This window comes from Roseomonas haemaphysalidis (assembly GCF_017355405.1).
Lineage (GTDB): Bacteria > Pseudomonadota > Alphaproteobacteria > Acetobacterales > Acetobacteraceae > Pseudoroseomonas > Pseudoroseomonas haemaphysalidis.
Genome location: NZ_CP061177.1, coordinates 760,292 through 778,034 on the forward strand (window position 1 = coordinate 760,292; position 17,743 = coordinate 778,034).

Below are 17,743 nucleotides of genomic sequence, written 5' to 3' on the forward strand. Positions count from 1 at the left end.
ACAAGGCGCGTGAGGTTGTCCCTTTTCCAGCCCGGCTTCCTGTGCTGCCGTGCTTCCGGTCGTCCTGCCCTTGCGGGCGCGGCGCCGGTCGCGGCGTTGGCGCGTGGCCCGGCGCAGCCCCTTGGCCCTGCCGCATGACGTTGCCCTTTCCGCCCCGCGACACGCTGGCCGCATCCACGGTCACCCCGATCGTCGCCGGCCCCGACCGTGCCGCCGCGGCCCGCCGGGCGATCCTGCCGTCGCGCTCGCGCGTGCAGGTCAGCTCCGGTTCCATTATCCGCCGCCGGGTGGCGGTGCGGCTGGCCAAGCTGCTGCTGCCGGTCGGCGCGCTGACGCTGCTGGCAGCCATCGCCCTGTGGCCGGAGATCGACGGCGCCGCCGACCGCGGCCGCATGGCCTTTCGCCGCGCCACCCAGGCGACCGCCGATGCCATGCGCATTTCCGGCGCCCGCTTCCAGGGGGTGGACGAGCAGAACCGCCCCTACAACCTCACCGCCACCTCCGCCGTGCAGCGGGACCAGACCGGGATGATCGACTTGGCCAAGCCGCGTGCCGACATCCTGCTGACCAACGGCGCCTGGATGCTGCTGGAATCGCAGGACGGCCAGTACAACCGCCCGGACTCCCTGCTGGACCTGCAGGGCAATGTGACGCTGTGGCACGACAACGGCACCACGTTGAAGACCGAGGCCGCGCATATCGACGTGCATGCCGGCGAGGCCGAGAGCGACGTGGCGACCGCCGCCCAGGGCCCCTTTGGCACGCTGCAAAGCGAGGGCTTCAAGCTGCGTGAGCGCGGGCAGGTGGTGTTCTTCACCGGCCGCAGCCACGCGGTGCTGGAGGGCCGGCAATGAGACGCCGCCTCGCGCTGCTGCTGCTGGCGCCGCTGGCGCTGGCCACGCCCGCCTTTGGCCAGGCGCTGGACATGACCAAGGGTGGCCCGGTGGACGTCACCTCCACCAACGGCATCGAATGGCGGCAGGCGGAGCAGGTGGTGATCGCCACCGGCAACGCGCGCGCCATCCGCGAGGGCGTGACGCTGGAAGGCGACCGGCTGATCGCCCGCTACCGCCCGCGCGCCGGCGCCGCGCCGGCGCCCGCCCCCAGCTCGCCGGCCGCCGCCGCCGAGGGGCCGAGCGGCGGCAACGAGATCTGGCGGCTGGAAGCGGAAGGCAACGTCCGCATCAGCACCGCGACCGACACCGCCGTGGGCGACCGCGCCGTCTATGACATGGACCAGGGCGTGATGGTGCTGACCGGGCGCAACCTGAAGCTGACCACCCCGACCGACGTGCTGACGGCGCGCGACAGCATGGAATACTGGCCGGCCAAGCGCATGTCGGTCGCGCGCGGCGCCGCCGTGGTGGTGACCAGCGACCAGCGCCGCATCGCGGCCGACACGCTGGTGGGCTACTTCCTGGAACAGGGCGCGGCGCCGGCGGCCCCCCCGCCGCCCCGGCCGGCCGCCAACGGCGCGCCCCGCCAGGTGCCTGGCGCCGGCAGCCAGCTGGAGCGCGTGGAAGCCTTCGGCAATGTCGAGATCCGCACGCCGGCCGAGGTGGTGCGAGGCGACCGTGGCGTCTACAGCGCCGTCACGGGCATGGCGCGGCTGCTCGGCGGCGTGCGCATTACCCGCGGCGAGAACCAGTTGAATGGTCAGGAATCCATCGTGAACATGCGGACCGGCGTGGCCCGGCTGGTCAACACCCCGGGCCAGCGCGTGCAGGGGCTGATCGTGCCGAATTCCCAGAGCCAGGACGCGGTGCGCCCGCGCGGCAACCCCGCCCCCGGCGGAGCCGCCCGGTGAACGACCTTCCCCGCCCTGCCCCGGGCCTGAAGGTCGTCCCTGGCGAGGGCGGGCTGGTCGCCGTCGGCCTCGGCAAGCGCTTCAAGAAGCGGCCGGTGGTGCGCAACGTATCGCTCAGCGTCCGGCGCGGCGAGGCGGTGGGGTTGCTCGGCCCCAACGGCGCCGGCAAGACCACCTCCTTCTACATGATCACCGGGCTGGTGCGGCCGGACGAGGGCCGCGTCTTCATGGACGGCCACGACGTCACCATGCTGCCGATGTACCGGCGCGCGCGCATGGGCCTCGGCTACCTGCCGCAGGAGGCCTCGATCTTCCGGGGCCTCAGCCTGGAGGACAACATCCGCGCGGCGCTGGAGGTGGTGGAGCCGGTGCGGGCGCGCCGCGAGCAGATGCTGGATTCGCTGCTGACGGAGTTCGGCATCTCCCACCTGCGGCGCGCGCCGGCGCTGGCGCTGTCGGGCGGCGAGCGGCGGCGCTGCGAGATCGCCCGCGCCCTGGCGACGCACCCCGCCTACATCCTGCTGGACGAGCCGCTGGCCGGCATCGACCCCATCGCGGTCGGCGAGATCCGTGATCTGGTCAAGCATCTCAAGAACCGCGGCATCGGCGTGCTGATCACCGACCACAACGTGCGCGAAACGCTGGAGATCATCGACCGCGCCTACATCCTGCATGACGGGCAGGTGCTGATGGAGGGCACGCCGGAGGATATCGTGGCGCATGAGGGCGTGCGCCGCGTTTATCTCGGCGAGCGGTTCAGCCTCTAGGCAATGGCTGGCGTGGGGTTGGAGGACAGCAAGGTCGGGGAAAAGAATTCCCCTGAGCTTCCATCTTTTTCCCGGCTTTCTTCGCATTCGCCCGCTGAGAAGCGGTGCTTCACGGCCGAGGTCGCCGGCGCCGCGTCGCCAGGGCCGCTGCCGGATGGTGGACATAAAGAAGACGGGGGTTCGGGGGAATTCTTTTCCCCGACCTTTCCCGCCTAGCCATGGCCCTCGGCCCCCGCCTCGACCTGCGGCAAACCCAGTCGCTGGTCATGACGCCGCAGCTGCGGCAGGCGATCAAGCTGCTGCAATCCTCCAACGTCGAGGTCACCGCCTTTATCGACGAGGAGCTGGAGCGCAATCCGCTCCTGGAGCGTGACGAGGGCATCGAGGTGCCGGTACAGGCGCCAGAGGCCGTGGCCCCCGCCCCGGCCCCCGCCGACAGCTTCGACACCACCACCGCCACCACGCTGCCGGCCGAGGCGGAGGCGCCGCTCGACATCGGCGACTGGAGCAACGTCTACGACGCGGAGGCGCCCTCGCGTGGCGGCCGCGCCGACTTCGAGACGGACGATCGCGGCATCGACGAGATGGCCGCCGGCCGGCCCCGCAGCCTGCGCGAGGAGATCGGCGAGCAGTTGCGCCTGACCTTCGCGGACCCGGGCGACCGGCTGATCGCGGCGCAGCTCGTGGCGCTGCTGGATGGTGCCGGCCGGCTGGCGGTGGAGGATGCGCGCATCGCCGCCGCGCTGGGCTGCGAGGAAGCGCGCGTCGCCGCCATCCGTGCCCGCATGCAGCGCTTCGAGCCGGTGGGCATGTTCTGCCGCGACCTGGCCGAATGCCTGTCCGTGCAGCTGGCCGAGCGCAACCGGCTGGACCCCGCCATGGTGGCGCTGCTGGCGAACCTGGAGCTGCTGGCGCGGCGCGAGATGCGCGTGCTGATGCGGCTGTGCGAGGTGGACGCCGAGGACCTGGCCGACATGGTGGCCGAGCTGAAGCGGCTGGACCCCAAGCCCGGCGCCGGCTTCGACGACGACCCCACCCCCGCGCTGGTGCCCGACGTGCTGATGCGCCCCGCCCCGCTGGCTTTGGAGCCGGAAGAGGGCATGGAAGCCGAGTGGATCCTGGAGCTGAACCCCGAGACGCTGCCGCGCGTGCTGGTCAACCGCGGCTTCCACGCCCGCGCGCAGGTCGGCGCCAACCGCGAAGTGCGCGCCTTCCTGGCCGAGCAGATGCAGGCCGCCAACTGGCTGGTGAAGAGCCTGGAGCAGCGCGCCAGCACCATCCTGAAGGTTTCGGCCGAGATCGTGCGGCGGCAGGACGGCTTTTTCCGCCACGGCGTCGCGCATCTGCGGCCGCTGATCCTGCGCGACGTGGCGGAGGCGGTGGAGATGCACGAATCGACCGTCTCGCGCGTCACGGCCAACAAGTACATCGCGACGCCGCGGGGCAATTTCGAGCTGAAATACTTCTTCACCACGGCGATCGGCGGCACCGGCGGTGAAACCTTCAGCGCAGAGGCGATCCGCCATCGCATCCGCAGCATGGTGGATGCGGAATCCGCGGCGGACATCCTGTCAGACGACGCCATCGTCGCCATCTTGAAGCGAGAAGGGGTGGACATCGCCCGCAGGACGGTGGCCAAATATCGCGAGGCGCTGCGCATTCCTTCTTCGGTGCAGCGCAAACGGGAGAAGGCCGTCCCGGCCTGATTCAGGGGTGGGTTGCACCCCCACCTCGCCGTCCCCCGGGACGGCCCCTCCCCTGAACAGGGAAAGGGGATCGCTCACCATGCACATCACCGTGGCCGGCAAGCAGGTCGAGACCGGCGATGCACTGAAGGTCCATGTGGCCGACGGGCTGAAGATCGTCACCAAGAAGTACTTCGACCATGCGCTGGAAGCGCGCGTCACCTTCGCCAAGAACCGGTCCTTCTTCACCTGCGCCATCGACGTCCATGCCGGGCGGGGCCTGAGCGTGCGCGGCGAGGGCGAGGGCGCCGATGCCCACCGCGCCTTCGACGAGGCGGCCGCGCATATCGCCAAGCGGCTGCGGCGCTATCGCCGCCGGGTGAACGAGCATTCCCGCGACATGGCGGAGGAGCGCCTGCCCGCCACGGCGGAAACCGCGCGCCAGGTGATCCTGGCCGGCCCCGTGGACGTGCCGGAGGATGACGAGGGCGAGGCCCTGGTGCCCGCCAACCCGGATGACGGCACGGTGGCCGACGGCCTGACGGCCAAGGAACACGACGACCTGCTGCACAAGCACGACGGCGAGGGCGCGATCATCGCTGAAACGCCGACCGAGATTTCCCGCCTGACGGTGAGCGAGGCGGTGATGCGGCTGGATCTCGGCCAGATGCCGGTGATGATGTTCCGCAACCGCGCCAGCGGCCAGCTGAACGTCGTGTACCGCCGGCCGGACGGCCATGTCGGCTGGATCGACACCACGGCCGCGCAATAGCCGCGCCAAGGGCCGCCGCCGGTCAGGACCGGCGGCGGCGGTGCCTCAGCGGCACATCAGGACCGGGATGTCCGCGTTTTCCAGCACGTGGCGGGTGACGCCGCCCAGGATCAGCTGCCGCAGCCGGGAATGGCTGTAGGCGCCCATGCACAGCAGGTCGGCGTTGAAGTCGCGCACGGCGCCGAGCAGGCCGGCACCGACCTCGCGCGTTTGCGGCTTGAAGGCCTCGATCTCCGCCTGGATCTCGTGCCAGCGCAGATAGGCGCGGATGCCTTCCACCGCCGGCCCGCGCCGCTGGTAGTCGGTGGAATGCAAGAGGCGCACGGCCTCCGCCCGGTGCAGCCAGGGCAGCGCGGCGTTGACGGCGGCGGCGCTTTCCGCCGTGCCGTTCCAGGCGCAGGCGACGCGGGTGCCGATGGTCGGCGGCGCGACGCGCGGCGCGATCAGCACCGGGCGGCCGGAATCGAACAGCACGGCGTGCAGCGCGTCGGACGAGGACACGTCGTCATCGGCTTCCGGATGCGGCACCACCGCCATGTCGTACAGGCGCGACTGCTGCGCCACCACGTCCTCCTCGCGCCCGGCGATGCTTTCAAAGGACAGCGTCGGGCCTTCGGTCTTCAGGGCGCTTTCGGCGTTCAGCGCGATGGTGACGTCGCGGCCCTGCACGAAGCGCTCGAACAACGCATGCACGCGGCCGGCACGTTCGCCGCTTTCGCGTTCCGTGGCCGCCATCATCTCCTCGATCATGGCGCCCGACAGGCCCTCGCCCGCCAGCGGCGCGACGTCGCGCGCATCGACGCGCACATGCAGGCAATGCACATGCGCGTTCCAGATGCGGGCGACCATCAGCGCGGTATGCAGGGCGGCCTCGCCCGCGGCGGTTCCGGTCAGCGGCAGCAACAACCGACGATAGGCCATGAATCGGACCTCCTCATGCGGCCCGGGTCCCGGGCCTCTCCGGCGGCAGGCTACCATAGAGGCGGCGGCGGAGTCTGCCCTTGGGCAGCAGCTTGAGCCTGACGGACACGATCAGGCCAGGAGCGCCGCTTTCCAGCCCCGGGACGCCTGGCCGTCGATGCCCCGGCGGCCGGAAGCTTCATGATGGCTCCCGGGGGCCGCGCCTTCAGTTTCCGGCCACCGTCGCTTCCAGTCCCACGGGCTGCGAAACATCCCCCGCGGTGGTGGCGATGCCGCTGTCGCGCGTGGCCAGGATGCGCTCCATGCGCAGCTTCAGGTCCGGTGCCTCGTGCAGCAGGCGGTTCAGGTCCGCGACATCGAGCTCCAGCAGGTGGCAGAAGCTGCCGGCACGGGCGCGCGCCGCACGGCGGTCCAGCCCCGCCAGCAGCTCCGCCTCGCCAAAGAACTCGCCCGTGCCCAGCACCTGCTCGCCACCGCTGCGCCCGCTCTTGAGCGTCACCATGCCGCGGCTGATCAGAAACAGCGACCCCGCCTTGGCGCCCACGCGGTAGATGCGCTCGCCCGGCACCGCGAAGCGGGTGGTCACGCTCATGGCCAGGTCGTGCAACAGGGCTTCCTGCAGGTCGGCGAAGATCTCGAACTCGCGGATGCGGCGGTCGATGCCGGACTGGATGTTGAACTGCAGCGGGCGCGCCACCTGCTGGCGCAGCGTTTCCAGGCCGCGCAGCAGCTCGTCGTGCAGTTCCTCGCCGATCAGGGATTCGCGCCGCAACCCGGCGTATTCCTCCGATTCCAGGCGCAGCCCGATCTGGCGCAGCATGCGCGCCTCCAGCGCCTCGGCGTAGCCGGGGTATTGCAGGCGCAGCACGTCCATCGCGTCCTGCAACAGGTCCTCGCGCCGCGCCACGATGTCGCCCACCACCTCCGTCACGCGGCGGCCCAGCACGGGTTCCATGCGGCGGCGCATGAAGCGGCTCATGGACACGGCGACGAGGTGGGTCAGCAGCAGCGTCTCGAACCGCTCGGCCATGCAGTGCATCAGCGGCGTGTCGATGCGGAAGCGGCGGTGCAGCCACTGGGCGGCGGAAAAGCGCAGCGTCGGCTGCAGGCGGCGGCGGGCGGCCTGGATGTAGCCGTAGCGGCCTTCCGCCCGCGCGCCGTCGATCATGCTTTCCGCGCTCCACAGCAGGCTTTCCATGACGCGGCGGGTCAGCACCTGGTCCTCGAACATCGCCAGCAGCACGGAGCGCTCCTGGCTGGCGAAGGTGATCAGGCCGAGGGTGACGCGCTCGCGGTCGCCGATCGCGCTGTCAAAGGTGTTGGCCGCCGTCTCGGCCCGCATGCGGCGGTCGTAGCTGTCCAGCACGTGGGAGCTGGCGGGGGCGGAAAAGCCGAACTCGGCGGCGGTGTGGCGCAGCTTGTCGCGCACCTCGCCCAGGCCGATGGCGACCACCTGGTTGCGCAGCGCCTGATCGGAAGCGGACAGGTGGTCGAGCTTCAGCCAGCGCACGAGGTAGCGCAGCGTGGTGCCGTTCACCAGCAGGGTGAACAGCACGTAGCCCGTGGCCAGGATGGCGACAAAGCGCTGCACGGGCGCCGGCACGCCGCCATGCTCGGTGACGGACAGCGCCAGCGCCAGGGTGATGGCGCCGCGCAGCCCGCCCCACAGCATGGTGGCCTTCACCGCCGAGGGCACGCGGGGCGAAAGCTTGCTGCGCTCCAGCAGCGGCAGGATGCCGAACAGCACGCTGGCGCGCGCCGCCATGGCGGCCAGCATGACGACGGCCACCAGCACCATGTCCCATTGCGTGGCGCCCAGCAGCAGCTTGGGCACCAGCATGGAGGCCAGCACGAAGACCATGGAGCTGGCCCAGAAGGACAGCTGCGCCCAGACATCCTGCAGGAACTGCCAGCTTTGCGGCCGGAAGGTCGACGGACCCATGGCGCTGACCGTCAGCCCCGCCACGGCGGCGGCGACCACGCCCGACACATGCAGGAACTGGTGGCAGACGATGTAGGCGACATAGGGCAGGGCCAGCGTCAGCGTCACCTCCGCCGTGCGGTTGCCGCCGAGCCACGGTACCGCCGCGACCATCAACCGCGCAAAGGCGAAGCCCACCGCGATGCCGCCCGCGAAGGAGCCCGCGAAGGCGATGGCGGCCGGGAGCCACTGCACCGGCTGGTTGCCCGTGACCTGTGCCAGCAGGATGGTGAAGATGGAGATGGCGGCTGCATCGTTGAGCAGGCTTTCGCCTTCTACCAGCCGCGTCAGCCGGCTGTTGGCGCCGATCTCGCGGAAGATGGCGACCACGGCGGACGGGTCCGTGGTGGCGACGATCGCGCCCAGCATCAGGCACACGGTGAGCGACATACCGGCGATCGGCGCCAGGGCGAAGCCCACCGCCGCGGTGGTCACCAGCACCGCCACCACCGCCATGACCAGCACCGGCGTCGCGTCCCGCGCCAGGCGCCGCACGTCGATCTGCAGCGAGCCGTGGAACACCAGCAGCGGCAGGAAGATGTAGAGAAAGACGTCCGCGTTGATCGGGAAATCGAGCATCGCGCGCGCCGCGTCGTCGAAGGCCTTGGTGTGGGAAGTGTTGAGCAGCAGGGTGGCGCCGCCGCCGATCACCACGCCGACGCCGGCCAGCAGCACGGTGCTGGACAACTCCAGCCAGCGTGCGAGGGGCTGGATGGCGCTGATGACGATCAGCAGCACCGCCGTGGCCAGGAGCGTTTCGGGGAGGCTGGTCAACATCGGGGATCGGTCCGCACTGTCCTGGCCCTGCGGGAAGCACGCCCCGGCACGGCATTGCAAGCCGCCACGCGGCGCCGGCGGCGCGCATGGCATGGCATAGCAACGCCCGAACGGCGCGAGGCTTCAGAACATGGAGGTTTTGTCAGAACAGCGGGGGGGCCGTGCGCCCCCCTCCGGTCAGCGCAACCGCGCTTCCACCACCGCCAGCGCGCGGGCGAAGGCGGCATCGGCATCCAGTTCCGTGGTGTCGATCAGCGTCGCGTCTTCGGCTGGCTTCATCGGCGCCACGGCGCGGGCGGCATCCTGCGCGTCGCGGGCGACCAGGGCGGCGAGCACCGCCTCGCGGTCGCCGGTGCCGCCCTGCTCCAGCCAGCGGCGGCGGGCCCGTTCCTCGGCGCTGGCGGTGACGAACAGCTTCACCCGGGCATCGGGAAACACCACGGTGCCGATGTCGCGCCCGTCCAGCACCGCGCCGTGGGTGCGGCCGAAATCGCGCTGCCAGTCCAGCAGGGCGGCGCGCACCGCCGGCTGGGCGGCGACGGCGCTGGCGGCGCGGTCGGCTTCAGGGCCGCGCAGGTCGCCCCGCGCCAGGTCGGCCGGGGTCAGGCCCCGGGCGGCGGCCTCGGCGGCGGCGGCATCGGCGGGGTCGGCGGCGCTGTCCAGCACGCGCCGGCCGGTCGCGCGGTACAACAGGCCGGTGTCCAGGTAGGCGAGGCCCAGATGCGCGGCCAGCCGCCGCGCCAGCGTGCCCTTGCCGGCGGCGGCCGGGCCGTCCACCGCGATCACCACCGCGCTCATGCGCCGAGCCCGAGCAGGACGGGGGGAAGAAGGCCGTCGATGCCGGCCCCCCCCGGGGCGGCGAGGCCGATGACCCAGGCGCTCATCATGATGCCGTGCTCCTTTAACGTGGTGTGGCCGCCGCCGGGGGGCGGGGCGGTGCCGGACAGTATCAGGTCGTCGCCATCCTGCCGCGCCGTGGCACCCTGGGTCGCGAGCAGCGCCAGGGTTGCGGCGGCGGCAGGATCGGCGGCGGCGCCGCAAAGGCGGCTGGGGCCACGGGCAAAGGCGCAGGCCGTGGCCAGCAGCGGCAGCGCGCCTTCCGGCAGCGCCCCGGCGTGCAGCACGGCGCCGCGCAGCGGGGCGTGGCGCGCGGTGCCGTCGCCGATGTCGGCGCCCAGCGCGCGCAAGGCGGCCAGCAGGCCCGGGTCGGCGCCGGGCGCGCGGAGCTCGGACCCCGGCACCAGCGACGCGGCCAGCAGCGCCGCCGCCGCCGCCAGCGGGTCGGGCGGCAGGGCATGGGTGACGGCGTGCAGTTCCGGCTGGCCGCGCAGCGTGAGGTGGCGCCCGGCCGCCACGGTGCCGGCATCCAGCACGGCGCCGAAGCAGCGCAGCAACGCCTCGGCCGGGTGGGGCGCGGGGCCGGGCAGCCGCAGGTGGGTGTGGCCCCGCGCGGCGAGGCCGGCCAGCAACAGCGGCGGCGCCAGGTCGCGGGACACCGGGCCTTCCGCCGGCAAGGGATCGGCCGCGCCCTGGATGGCCAGGGGCGGGCGGTGCCCGGCACGGCCGGCCACCCGGGCCCCGACGGCGGAAAGCGACTGGGCCAGGGTTCCGAAGCAGAGTCCGGGCAGGGCCTCCAGCACGGCGAAGACCGGATGGCCGGCCGCCAAGCCGCCGAGCAGCCCGGCGACCATGGCGCTGCCGCCCGCCCGCAGCACCGCCGCCGGCTCCACCAGCCCGCCGATGCCACGGCCGGCGATGCGCCAAACGCCGGGCGCGAGCGAAACGACCTCGGCGCCCAGCGCCCGCAGCCCGGCGGCGAGATGCTGGGTTTCGGGGCCGTCCGGCAGGTTGGACAGGGTGCTGCGCCCGGCGGACAGGGCGGCGAGCGCCATGGCGAGGCAGGCGGCCTCGGGCGCCGCCGGCAGCGCCGCATGGCCGCGCAACCCGTGGGCCGGCGGCATGATGCGGCATGCCGGCGCGGCCGGCTCGGGTTCCGCGGCAGCGGGCTGGGACATGGCCACGGGGTTTGACATGACCCCATGTGCGTGGCAATGCGCGCCCTTGCCCGGCCGCCAGCACCGTTCGCGCGGCGGCCACCCCCCTATGTCTGCGGGAATTCCACGCCGATGGCCAAGCCCGAACTGGGTATGAAGCGCACCTGTGTCGCCTGCGGCGCCAAGTTCTACGACCTGGGCAAGCAGCCGGCCGTGTGCCCGAAATGCGGCACCGAGCAGCCCGCCGAACAGCCCCGCGCCCGCCGCGCGCCGCTGCCGGTGGAGGACAAGGTGAAGAAGCGCGCCGCCCCGGTGGATGCCGATGCGGACGAGGTGGAGATCGAGGACGTCGAGGCCGACGAGTCCCTGGAGGACGCGGAAGAGCTGGACGACGCCGAGGACGACATCGAGGTCGAGGTCGAACAGGACCGCGACGACGACAACTGAGTTGCCGGGGGCGCCGCCCCCGGAACCCATGCGCCGGTGACCGAGAAAGGGGCTGAGCCCCTTTCTCGGTCACCCCGCCGCCAGGGAATCGCATTCCCTGGACCGCCCGCCGTCGTCAGGGCCGCCGCCCGCTCGGTGCCCCCTTCGCCCGGTGTCCCGGGCAGGCGGGGGTGCGCGGCCTTCCGCCGGGAAAGCCCGAGGGGGCAGAGCCCCCTTCGGACGTCATGAAGACCGCCGTTTCGCGCTAGCGGCGCGCCGGTGCCCCCACCCCATCTTCCGCGAAGATGTCGCGATTCTTGGTTTCGGGGATGAAGAGGGCGCCGATCACCACCGTCGCGGCGGCGATCACCACCGGGTACCAGAGGCCGTAATACACGTCGCCCGTTTGCGCGATCATGGCAAAGGAGGTGGCCGGCAGCAGCCCGCCGAACCAGCCGTTGCCGATGTGGTAGGGCAGCGACATGGAGGTGTAGCGGATGCGGGTCGGGAACAGCTCCACCAGGGCCGCCGCGATCGGGCCGTAGACCATGGTGACGTAGATCACCAGGATGGTCAGCACCAGGATGCTGACAAAGGGCTGTTCCCGGAACACGTCGAACGGATGCGCCATCTTGACGACGGACGGGTTGGACGCCGCGGGGTAGCCCGCCGCCGTCACCGCGGCGCCCAGTGCCTGCGCGAAGTTGGGGGCGTTGGCCGGGATGCTGGCTTGGCCGATCCGCACCGTGGCCACGCTGCCGGCGGGCGCGTTCTCGACCTTGTAGTTGACCGACAGGCGGGCCAGCGCGGACTTGGCGATGTCGCAGCTGTTGGTGAAGCGCGCGGTGCCGACCGGGTTGAACTGGAAGGAGCAGTCCGCCGGGTCCGCCTGCACCACCACCGCGATGTTCTGGTGCGCGGCGTGCAGCGCGGGGTTGGCTTCCGCGCTCAGCAGCTTGAACAGGGGAAAGTAGGTCAGCGCCGCCAGCAGGCAGCCGCCCAGGATAATCGGCTTGCGGCCGATCTTGTCCGACAGCCAGCCGAACAGCACAAAGCCGCCGGAGCCGAGAAGCAGCCCCCAGGCGATCAGCAGGTTGGAGGTGTAGCCGTCCACCTTGAGGATCGAGCTGATAAAGAACAGCGCGTAGAACTGGCCGGTATACCAGACCACCGCCTGCCCGGCGACCAGGCCGAGCAGCGCCAGGATGGCGACCTTGGCGTTCTTCCACTGGCCGAAGGCTTCCGACAGCGGCGCCTTGGAGCCGGTGCCTTCCGCCTTCATCTTCTTGAAGGCCGGGCTCTCGTCGAGCTGCGTGCGGATCCAGACGGACACGGCCAGCAGCAGGATCGACACCAGAAAGGGCACGCGCCAGCCCCAATCCAGAAAGGCTTCCTCGCCCATCGCGCCGCGAGTGAACAGGATGACCAGCAGCGACAGGAACAGCCCGCCCGTGGCGGTGATCTGGATGAAGCTGGTGTAGAAGCCGCGCCGGCCCTGGGGGGCATGCTCGGCCACGTAGGTGGCGGCGCCGCCGTATTCGCCGCCAAGCGCCAGCCCCTGCAGGCAGCGCAGGATGATCAGGATGACGGCGGCGGTGATGCCGATCTGGTCCGAGGTCGGCAGGACGCCGACGATGAAGGTCGAGGCGCCCATGATCAGGATGGTGATCAGGAAGGTGTATTTGCGCCCGACCAGGTCGCCCAGGCGCCCGAACACCAGCGCGCCGAAGGGCCGCACCAGAAAGCCCGCCGCGAAGGCCAGCAGCGCGAAGATGTTGCGCGTGCCCTCCGGGAACTGGCTGAAGAACTTGGCGCCGATGATGGTGGCCAGCGAGCCGTAGAGATAAAAGTCGTACCACTCAAAGACGGTGCCGAGCGAGGAGGCGAGGATCACCTTCCTTTCGCCCGCGGTCATGGGCCGTTTCCCGGCCGTGGTGGTGGCGATGGCCATTGGTTGGAAGAATCCCTGCCCCTGTCCCGGCAAAGCCGCCGGGCGTTTGTTGACGGTGCCTGTCGTCCCCGCGTCTGTGGCGGGGTTTGCGCGGCGGGCTGCCCGATGCCGGGGCAACCGCCTGTGCCGGAGTGTGACGAGGCCCGGCGGGGGGTGGAATCATGGAAGCGTGGACCGGTCCGTTTTCACGAAAAAGTGATTTCTGGTGCCAATCCAGGCGCCAGAAGGCTTCCACCCGCCGAAGGGAAAAACGCCGGCGGAATCGCCTTGCGGCCCCTGCAACGCTTCCCCCGCCGCCAAGTTGGCCCATATGATCATCTGAACTGATTGCCCGCCTGCGGCGCGGCAGCCCGGGGCATCGTCCCGGTCCGGCCGGCAGGATGGAAAGGGGGCCTCTGATGGATACGCTCCGTGACATCGCCGACTACGCCATCCGGCGCGGCATGGGCTATGCCGCGCTCGGCATCGGCCTGGTGATGCTTGTCCTGGCAGCCAATCCGTTGCTGGCCCTGCAAAGCGGCGCATTGATGACCGCGGCGCTGTGGCTGGCCATGTGGGGCATGGCGTTGCGGCTGCCGCGCATCGACCTGCGGCATACTCGCCTGTGGAATGCCTTCGCCCCGGCCGTGGCCGGGGAAGCCGGGCGCCGGCTTCGGGAACGCGAAACTCGCCGCCAGCTTTCCGTCGTCCTGGCCGAGCGGCTGATGTGGCATGCCGACCGCGCCGGCATGGTGGCCCTGGGGCTGGGCGGGCTGACGCTGGCCATGCTCGGCTACCGCGCCCTGCCGGGCTGACCCGCGCCCGGTTGACGCTGCGCCCCCGCGTGCCGATGCTGCACCCGCGCTGTGGGGCGCCGGGCTGAACCGGCGCCGGGCGGCATCGCAATAGGGGCATGGGCATGGGCCAGACGCAATTCTCGATCGTCGTGGCCGAAGCGGCGGAGCCTCCGCCGGCGGTGGTGCCCTATCGCCTCGATGAATCGGTCGGCCATCTGCTGCGCCGCGCGCACCAGCGCCATGCCGCGCTGTTCCAGGACCGCGGCGCCGTGGGCGGCCTGACCTCCACCCAGTTCGCCACGCTGCTGCGGCTGGCGGAACTGGGCCGTGCCACGCAGAACGCCCTGGGCCGCGCCGTGGCGCTGGACCCCGCCACCATCCAGGGCGTCGTCGCCCGGCTGCGAGACCGCGGGCTGGTGGATGCCGGCCGCGACCCGCTGGACCGCCGCACCGTGGTGTTGTCCGTGTCCGCGGCCGGGGAAACCGCGCTGGCCGACGCCGTGCGCCAGGGCCAGCAGGCCAACGAGCGCCTGCTGGCGCCGCTCAGCGCGGAGGAGCGGCGCGTGCTGATCCGGCTGCTGCGGCGCGTGCTCGGCTAGCGCTGGACCCTTCTGCTGGGCTCCCGGCTGATCTAGGATCGCCCGCATGACCCAGACCACGGATTTCGGCTTCCGCACCGTCGAGCGCGAGGCCAAGGCCTCCATGGTGCGCGACGTGTTCGACAGCGTCGCGCCCAAATACGACGTGATGAACGACCTGATGTCGCTCGGCCTGCACCGCGCCTGGAAGCAGGCCTTTGTCGCCGCCATCGGCGCCGGCACGGGCGACACGCTGCTGGACCTCGCCGCCGGCACCGGGGACGTGGCGTTCCTGGCCAAGAAGCGCGGTGCGAAGAAAGTGATCCTGGCGGACATCAACGCCGCCATGCTGGGCGTCGGCCAGGGCCGCGCGCTGCAGAAGGGCATGGTCGAGGGCCTCGACTTCATCTGCTGCGACGCGGAGAAGATCCCGCTGCCGTCCGGCAGCGTGGAGCGCGTGTCCATGGCCTTCGGCCTGCGCAACTGCACGGACAAGGATGCGGTGCTGCGCGAAGGCTTCCGCGTGCTGCGCCCGGGCGGGCGGATGTGCGTGCTGGAGTTCTCCAGCCTGGAGGTCGAGGCGCTGAAGCCGGTCTACGACACCTGGTCCTTCAAGGTGCTGCCCGCCATCGGCGCGCGCATCGCTAACGATGCGGACAGCTACCAGTACCTGGCCGAAAGCATCCGCATGTTCCCGGACCAGCCGACCCTGGCGGGGATGATGGAGCGCGCCGGCTTCGAGCGCGTGAAGTGGCAGAACCTGACGGGCGGGATCGTGGCGATCCATACCGGGTGGAAGTTCTGAAGCTGCTTTGACAGGCGTCGGCCAGGGGGGCAGCGCCTCCTGGTCACCATCTCAGTCCAGCGCCCGCCAGATCGGCTCCTTGAGCTTCCCCAGAAATGCCGCATGCGCGTCCAGTTCATCGGCCGAGGGCGTGATCGGCCGTGGCGTGCGGACCACCGGCGCGGCGTCCAGCAGCACCGGGGCGTGGCTGGCGGCGGCGCGGTTGCCGGCCAGTTCCAGGCCGGGCTGCTTGCCGCCCATCAGCTCCAAGTAGACCTGCGCCAGCAGCTGCACGTCCAGGAGCGCGTTGTGCGAGGTGCGCATAGAGTTATCGATGCCGTAGCGCCGGCACAGCGCGTCCAGGCTGTTGGGCAGGCCAGGAAAGCGCTTCTTGGCCATCACCAGCGTATCGACCATGCGGGTGCGGGGGATGGGCGCCTGCCCAGCGCGCTTGAACTCGTGGTCCAGGAAGTTGAAGTCGAACACCGCGTTGTGGGCGATCACCGGGTCCTCGGCCAGGAAGGCCAGCAGGCCCGGCAGGATCTCGGCGAATTTCGGCTTGCCGAGCAGCATCTCCCGCGTGAAGCCGTGGATGCGGCTGGCTTCCTCCGGCACGTCGCGCTCGGGGTCGATGAGCACGTGGAAGCTGCGGCCGGTGGGCACCAGGTTCATCAGCTCCACCGCCGCCACTTCCAGCACGCGGTCGCCAGTCGCGGGGTCGAGGCCGGTGGTTTCGGTGTCCAGGATGATGGAGCGTTCGGTGCGGGGCTGCATGCGGGTGATCTAGGGTGCGCGGGCCAGCAGCGCCAGCAGTTGCCGGCGCGTGGCGTGGCGGGACAGCCCGGTGCGGATCAGGTGGTCCGCTCTGCGCTGGCGCAGCGGGTCGGGCGTTTGGCGCTTCAGGATGGCGGCCAAGCGCTCCGGCGTCATGCCGGGGCGGGCCAGCACGCGGGCGCGCTGCGTGGCGGCGGGGGCGGACACCACCAGCACGGCGTCGCAGCGCCGCTCGCCGCCGGTTTCCATCAACAGCGGGATGTCCAGCACCGCGAGCGGCCGGCGGCGGCGGCGCGCGGCGGCCAGGAAGCGGCGTTCCTCGGCGCGCACCAGCGGGTGCATCAGCCGTTCCAGCCGGCGCAGCGCGGCGGGGTGGCCCAGCACGGCGCGGCGCAGCGCCTCGCGGTCCACGGCGCCGTCGCGGGTGGTGCCGGGAAAGGCGGCGGCGATGCGGGGCACGGCGCGGCCGCCGCGCCCTTGCAGGGCATGCACCGTGGCATCGGCGTCGAACACCGGCACATGGCGGCGGCGCAGCAGGGCGGTGGCCGTGGACTTGCCCATGCCGATGCCGCCGGTGAGGCCCCAGACGATCATGTTGTCTTCTCTGGAGGGCAGCGGAAGGTTGGGGGAGTGAACTCCCTCAAACCCACTCCTTTTTTCTGTCTGTTCTTCGGTTCCGGCCATGGGGGCGGGGCGCCAGGGCGGAAGCGTGCCAATGGCGCAACCGAAGATGAATCAGAAAAAAGAAGGGGCTCGGGGGATTCTTTCCCCAACCTTCCTGCAACGCGACCCGTCGGGGGACAGCCCTTCATGCCGTGCGGGGAATATCGGCGGCGACGACCTCGCGCAGCGCCGCGTCCACCTCGGGCATCGTGCCGAACCAGCGGGCGAAGCCGGGGCGCGCCTGGTGCAGCAGCATGCCCAGCCCATCCACCGCGCGCAGCCCGCGCGCCCGGGCGGCGGCCAGCAGCGGCGTTTCCAGTGGCACGTAGACGGCATCCGCCACCACGGCATGGCCGGGCAGGGGAGCGAGGTCGATCGCCAGCGGCGGCTGGCCGACCATGCCGAGGCTGGTGGCGTTGACCAGAAGGGCCGCGCCCGCCAGCGGCGGCGTGGCCGCGACCGAGACGGGGCCGCCCAGCGCCTTCGCCAGCGCCTCGGCCCGCGCCACGTTGCGGTTGACCAGGATCAGCCGGGGGCAGCCGGCATCCAGCAACGCGCTGCCGATGGCCCGCGCGGCGCCGCCGGCGCCCAACAGCACGGCCGGGCCGTCCGCCGCAGCCCAGCCCGGGGCCTGCTCGGCGATGCTTTGCAGAAAGCCGAAGCCGTCCGTGTTGGAGCCGAGGATGCGGCCCTCCTCGAACACCAGGGTGTTGACCGCGCCCATGCGGCGGGCGGCCTCGTCCACCGCGTCGCACAGCGCGAAGGCGGCCTCCTTGTGCGGGATGGTGACATTGGCGCCGCGGAAGCCCAGCGCCACCAGCCCGCGCACCGCCGCCTCGAACCCTTCCGGCGCCACGGGCAGCGGCAGGTAGGCGCCGTCGATGCCGTGCCGCCGCAGCCAGAAGCCGTGCAGGCGGGGGGAGCGGGAATGCGACACCGGCCAGCCCAGCACGCCGGCCAGCCGCGCCTTGCCGGTGATCAGCCCAAGGGAGGTCGTCGCATCGTCGGTCATGCCTGCCTGCATGCCGCCGGCGGGCGGCGCCGGTCAACGCCCAGCAGTAACGGCCCCCCTGGTCATCCGGCCCCC

At 71.5% G+C, this 17,743-nt stretch carries 17 protein-coding genes; 9 read left to right on the top strand and 8 right to left on the bottom strand.

Annotated elements, in window-relative coordinates; translation table 11 throughout:
* Positions 1-134: 134 nt before the first annotated feature.
* From lptC to hpf, 5 genes are all read left to right on the top strand, one after another.
* Entirely contained in the window at positions 135-854 is a 720-nt protein-coding gene (gene lptC / locus IAI59_RS03390; protein WP_207418699.1) for an LPS export ABC transporter periplasmic protein LptC, read from the top strand.
* The gene (locus tag IAI59_RS03395; RefSeq protein ID WP_207418698.1) at positions 851-1,807 is read left to right on the top strand and encodes an LptA/OstA family protein; all 957 of its coding nucleotides are present in this window, start codon (positions 851-853) and stop codon (positions 1,805-1,807) included. The genes lptC and IAI59_RS03395 overlap by 4 nt, the downstream gene beginning before the upstream one ends.
* Positions 1,804-2,574 carry an LPS export ABC transporter ATP-binding protein gene (gene lptB, locus IAI59_RS03400; RefSeq protein WP_207418697.1) on the top strand — a complete coding sequence of 257 codons (771 nt, stop codon included), beginning with the start codon at positions 1,804-1,806 and terminating at the stop codon, positions 2,572-2,574. The genes IAI59_RS03395 and lptB overlap by 4 nt, the downstream gene beginning before the upstream one ends.
* 218 nt (positions 2,575-2,792) lie before the next feature.
* Positions 2,793-4,280 (top strand): RNA polymerase factor sigma-54, encoded by a 1,488-nt coding sequence (gene rpoN, locus IAI59_RS03405; protein ID WP_207418695.1) that lies wholly within the window; start codon positions 2,793-2,795, stop codon positions 4,278-4,280.
* A 79-nt stretch (positions 4,281-4,359) separates the two neighbouring features.
* Positions 4,360-5,031 (top strand): ribosome hibernation-promoting factor, HPF/YfiA family, encoded by a 672-nt coding sequence (hpf, locus tag IAI59_RS03410; protein ID WP_207418693.1) that lies wholly within the window; start codon positions 4,360-4,362, stop codon positions 5,029-5,031.
* Positions 5,032-5,076: 45 nt separating this feature from the next.
* Here hpf and IAI59_RS03415 read toward each other — a convergent pair whose 3' ends face one another.
* From IAI59_RS03415 to IAI59_RS03430, 4 genes are all read right to left on the bottom strand, one after another.
* Positions 5,077-5,952: a universal stress protein gene (locus IAI59_RS03415; protein WP_207418689.1), complete on the bottom strand. Its 876-nt coding sequence runs from the start codon at positions 5,950-5,952 to the stop codon at positions 5,077-5,079.
* Between the two features lie 205 nt (positions 5,953-6,157).
* Complete coding sequence (locus tag IAI59_RS03420; protein WP_207418687.1) at positions 6,158-8,710, bottom strand: cation:proton antiporter domain-containing protein; 2,553 nt, start codon at positions 8,708-8,710, stop codon at positions 6,158-6,160.
* A 177-nt stretch (positions 8,711-8,887) separates the two neighbouring features.
* Positions 8,888-9,508, bottom strand: a complete 621-nt coding sequence (cmk, locus tag IAI59_RS03425) for a (d)CMP kinase (RefSeq protein WP_207418685.1) — start codon at positions 9,506-9,508, stop codon at positions 8,888-8,890.
* Positions 9,505-10,671, bottom strand: a complete 1,167-nt coding sequence (locus IAI59_RS03430; RefSeq protein ID WP_207418683.1) for a 3-phosphoshikimate 1-carboxyvinyltransferase — start codon at positions 10,669-10,671, stop codon at positions 9,505-9,507. The genes cmk and IAI59_RS03430 overlap by 4 nt, the downstream gene beginning before the upstream one ends.
* A 165-nt stretch (positions 10,672-10,836) precedes the next feature.
* On the opposite strand from IAI59_RS03430, the gene IAI59_RS03435 reads away from it, so the two are divergent.
* Positions 10,837-11,151 carry a TIGR02300 family protein gene (locus IAI59_RS03435; protein ID WP_207418681.1) on the top strand — a complete coding sequence of 105 codons (315 nt, stop codon included), beginning with the start codon at positions 10,837-10,839 and terminating at the stop codon, positions 11,149-11,151.
* 244 nt (positions 11,152-11,395) lie between these two features.
* On the opposite strand, the gene IAI59_RS03440 is transcribed toward IAI59_RS03435, so the two are convergent.
* Positions 11,396-13,045 carry an MFS transporter gene (locus IAI59_RS03440; protein ID WP_237180862.1) on the bottom strand — a complete coding sequence of 550 codons (1,650 nt, stop codon included), beginning with the start codon at positions 13,043-13,045 and terminating at the stop codon, positions 11,396-11,398.
* Between the two features lie 434 nt (positions 13,046-13,479).
* Between IAI59_RS03440 and IAI59_RS03445 the strand changes: the two genes are divergently transcribed.
* The 3 genes from IAI59_RS03445 (at position 13,480) to IAI59_RS03455 (ending at position 15,240) form a co-directional block, all read left to right on the top strand.
* Positions 13,480-13,875, top strand: coding sequence for a hypothetical protein (locus IAI59_RS03445; RefSeq protein ID WP_207418678.1), 396 nt, complete (start codon positions 13,480-13,482; stop codon positions 13,873-13,875).
* Positions 13,876-13,979: 104 nt separating this feature from the next.
* The gene (locus tag IAI59_RS03450; RefSeq protein WP_207418677.1) at positions 13,980-14,456 is read left to right on the top strand and encodes a MarR family winged helix-turn-helix transcriptional regulator; all 477 of its coding nucleotides are present in this window, start codon (positions 13,980-13,982) and stop codon (positions 14,454-14,456) included.
* A 46-nt stretch (positions 14,457-14,502) separates the two neighbouring features.
* Positions 14,503-15,240: a class I SAM-dependent methyltransferase gene (locus tag IAI59_RS03455; RefSeq protein WP_207418675.1), complete on the top strand. Its 738-nt coding sequence runs from the start codon at positions 14,503-14,505 to the stop codon at positions 15,238-15,240.
* Positions 15,241-15,291: 51 nt separating this feature from the next.
* Here the strand turns inward: IAI59_RS03455 and dnaQ are convergent, their stop codons facing one another.
* From dnaQ to IAI59_RS03470, 3 genes are all read right to left on the bottom strand, one after another.
* Complete coding sequence (gene dnaQ, locus IAI59_RS03460) at positions 15,292-15,993, bottom strand: DNA polymerase III subunit epsilon (RefSeq protein ID WP_207418674.1); 702 nt, start codon at positions 15,991-15,993, stop codon at positions 15,292-15,294.
* 9 nt (positions 15,994-16,002) lie between these two features.
* Positions 16,003-16,587, bottom strand: coding sequence for a dephospho-CoA kinase (gene coaE, locus IAI59_RS03465; protein ID WP_207418673.1), 585 nt, complete (start codon positions 16,585-16,587; stop codon positions 16,003-16,005).
* 214 nt (positions 16,588-16,801) lie between these two features.
* Entirely contained in the window at positions 16,802-17,668 is an 867-nt protein-coding gene (locus IAI59_RS03470) for a shikimate dehydrogenase (RefSeq protein WP_419556481.1), read from the bottom strand.
* Positions 17,669-17,743: the final 75 nt, after the last annotated feature.

Coding starts and splice junctions, on each gene's coding strand:
- rpoN (WP_207418695.1), top strand. CDS start 2,793: ATGGCCCTCGGCCCCCGCCTCGACCTGCGGCAAACCCAGTCGCTGGTC.
- IAI59_RS03415 (WP_207418689.1), bottom strand. CDS start 5,952: ATGGCCTATCGTCGGTTGTTGCTGCCGCTGACCGGAACCGCCGCGGGC.
- coaE (WP_207418673.1), bottom strand. CDS start 16,587: ATGATCGTCTGGGGCCTCACCGGCGGCATCGGCATGGGCAAGTCCACG.
- IAI59_RS03450 (WP_207418677.1), top strand. CDS start 13,980: ATGGGCCAGACGCAATTCTCGATCGTCGTGGCCGAAGCGGCGGAGCCT.
- IAI59_RS03455 (WP_207418675.1), top strand. CDS start 14,503: ATGACCCAGACCACGGATTTCGGCTTCCGCACCGTCGAGCGCGAGGCC.
- IAI59_RS03440 (WP_237180862.1), bottom strand. CDS start 13,045: ATGACCGCGGGCGAAAGGAAGGTGATCCTCGCCTCCTCGCTCGGCACC.
- IAI59_RS03470 (WP_419556481.1), bottom strand. CDS start 17,668: ATGACCGACGATGCGACGACCTCCCTTGGGCTGATCACCGGCAAGGCG.
- cmk (WP_207418685.1), bottom strand. CDS start 9,508: ATGAGCGCGGTGGTGATCGCGGTGGACGGCCCGGCCGCCGCCGGCAAG.
- IAI59_RS03395 (WP_207418698.1), top strand. CDS start 851: ATGAGACGCCGCCTCGCGCTGCTGCTGCTGGCGCCGCTGGCGCTGGCC.
- lptC (WP_207418699.1), top strand. CDS start 135: ATGACGTTGCCCTTTCCGCCCCGCGACACGCTGGCCGCATCCACGGTC.
- dnaQ (WP_207418674.1), bottom strand. CDS start 15,993: ATGCAGCCCCGCACCGAACGCTCCATCATCCTGGACACCGAAACCACC.
- IAI59_RS03430 (WP_207418683.1), bottom strand. CDS start 10,671: ATGCCGCCGGCCCACGGGTTGCGCGGCCATGCGGCGCTGCCGGCGGCG.
- IAI59_RS03435 (WP_207418681.1), top strand. CDS start 10,837: ATGGCCAAGCCCGAACTGGGTATGAAGCGCACCTGTGTCGCCTGCGGC.
- IAI59_RS03445 (WP_207418678.1), top strand. CDS start 13,480: ATGGATACGCTCCGTGACATCGCCGACTACGCCATCCGGCGCGGCATG.
- hpf (WP_207418693.1), top strand. CDS start 4,360: ATGCACATCACCGTGGCCGGCAAGCAGGTCGAGACCGGCGATGCACTG.
- IAI59_RS03420 (WP_207418687.1), bottom strand. CDS start 8,710: ATGTTGACCAGCCTCCCCGAAACGCTCCTGGCCACGGCGGTGCTGCTG.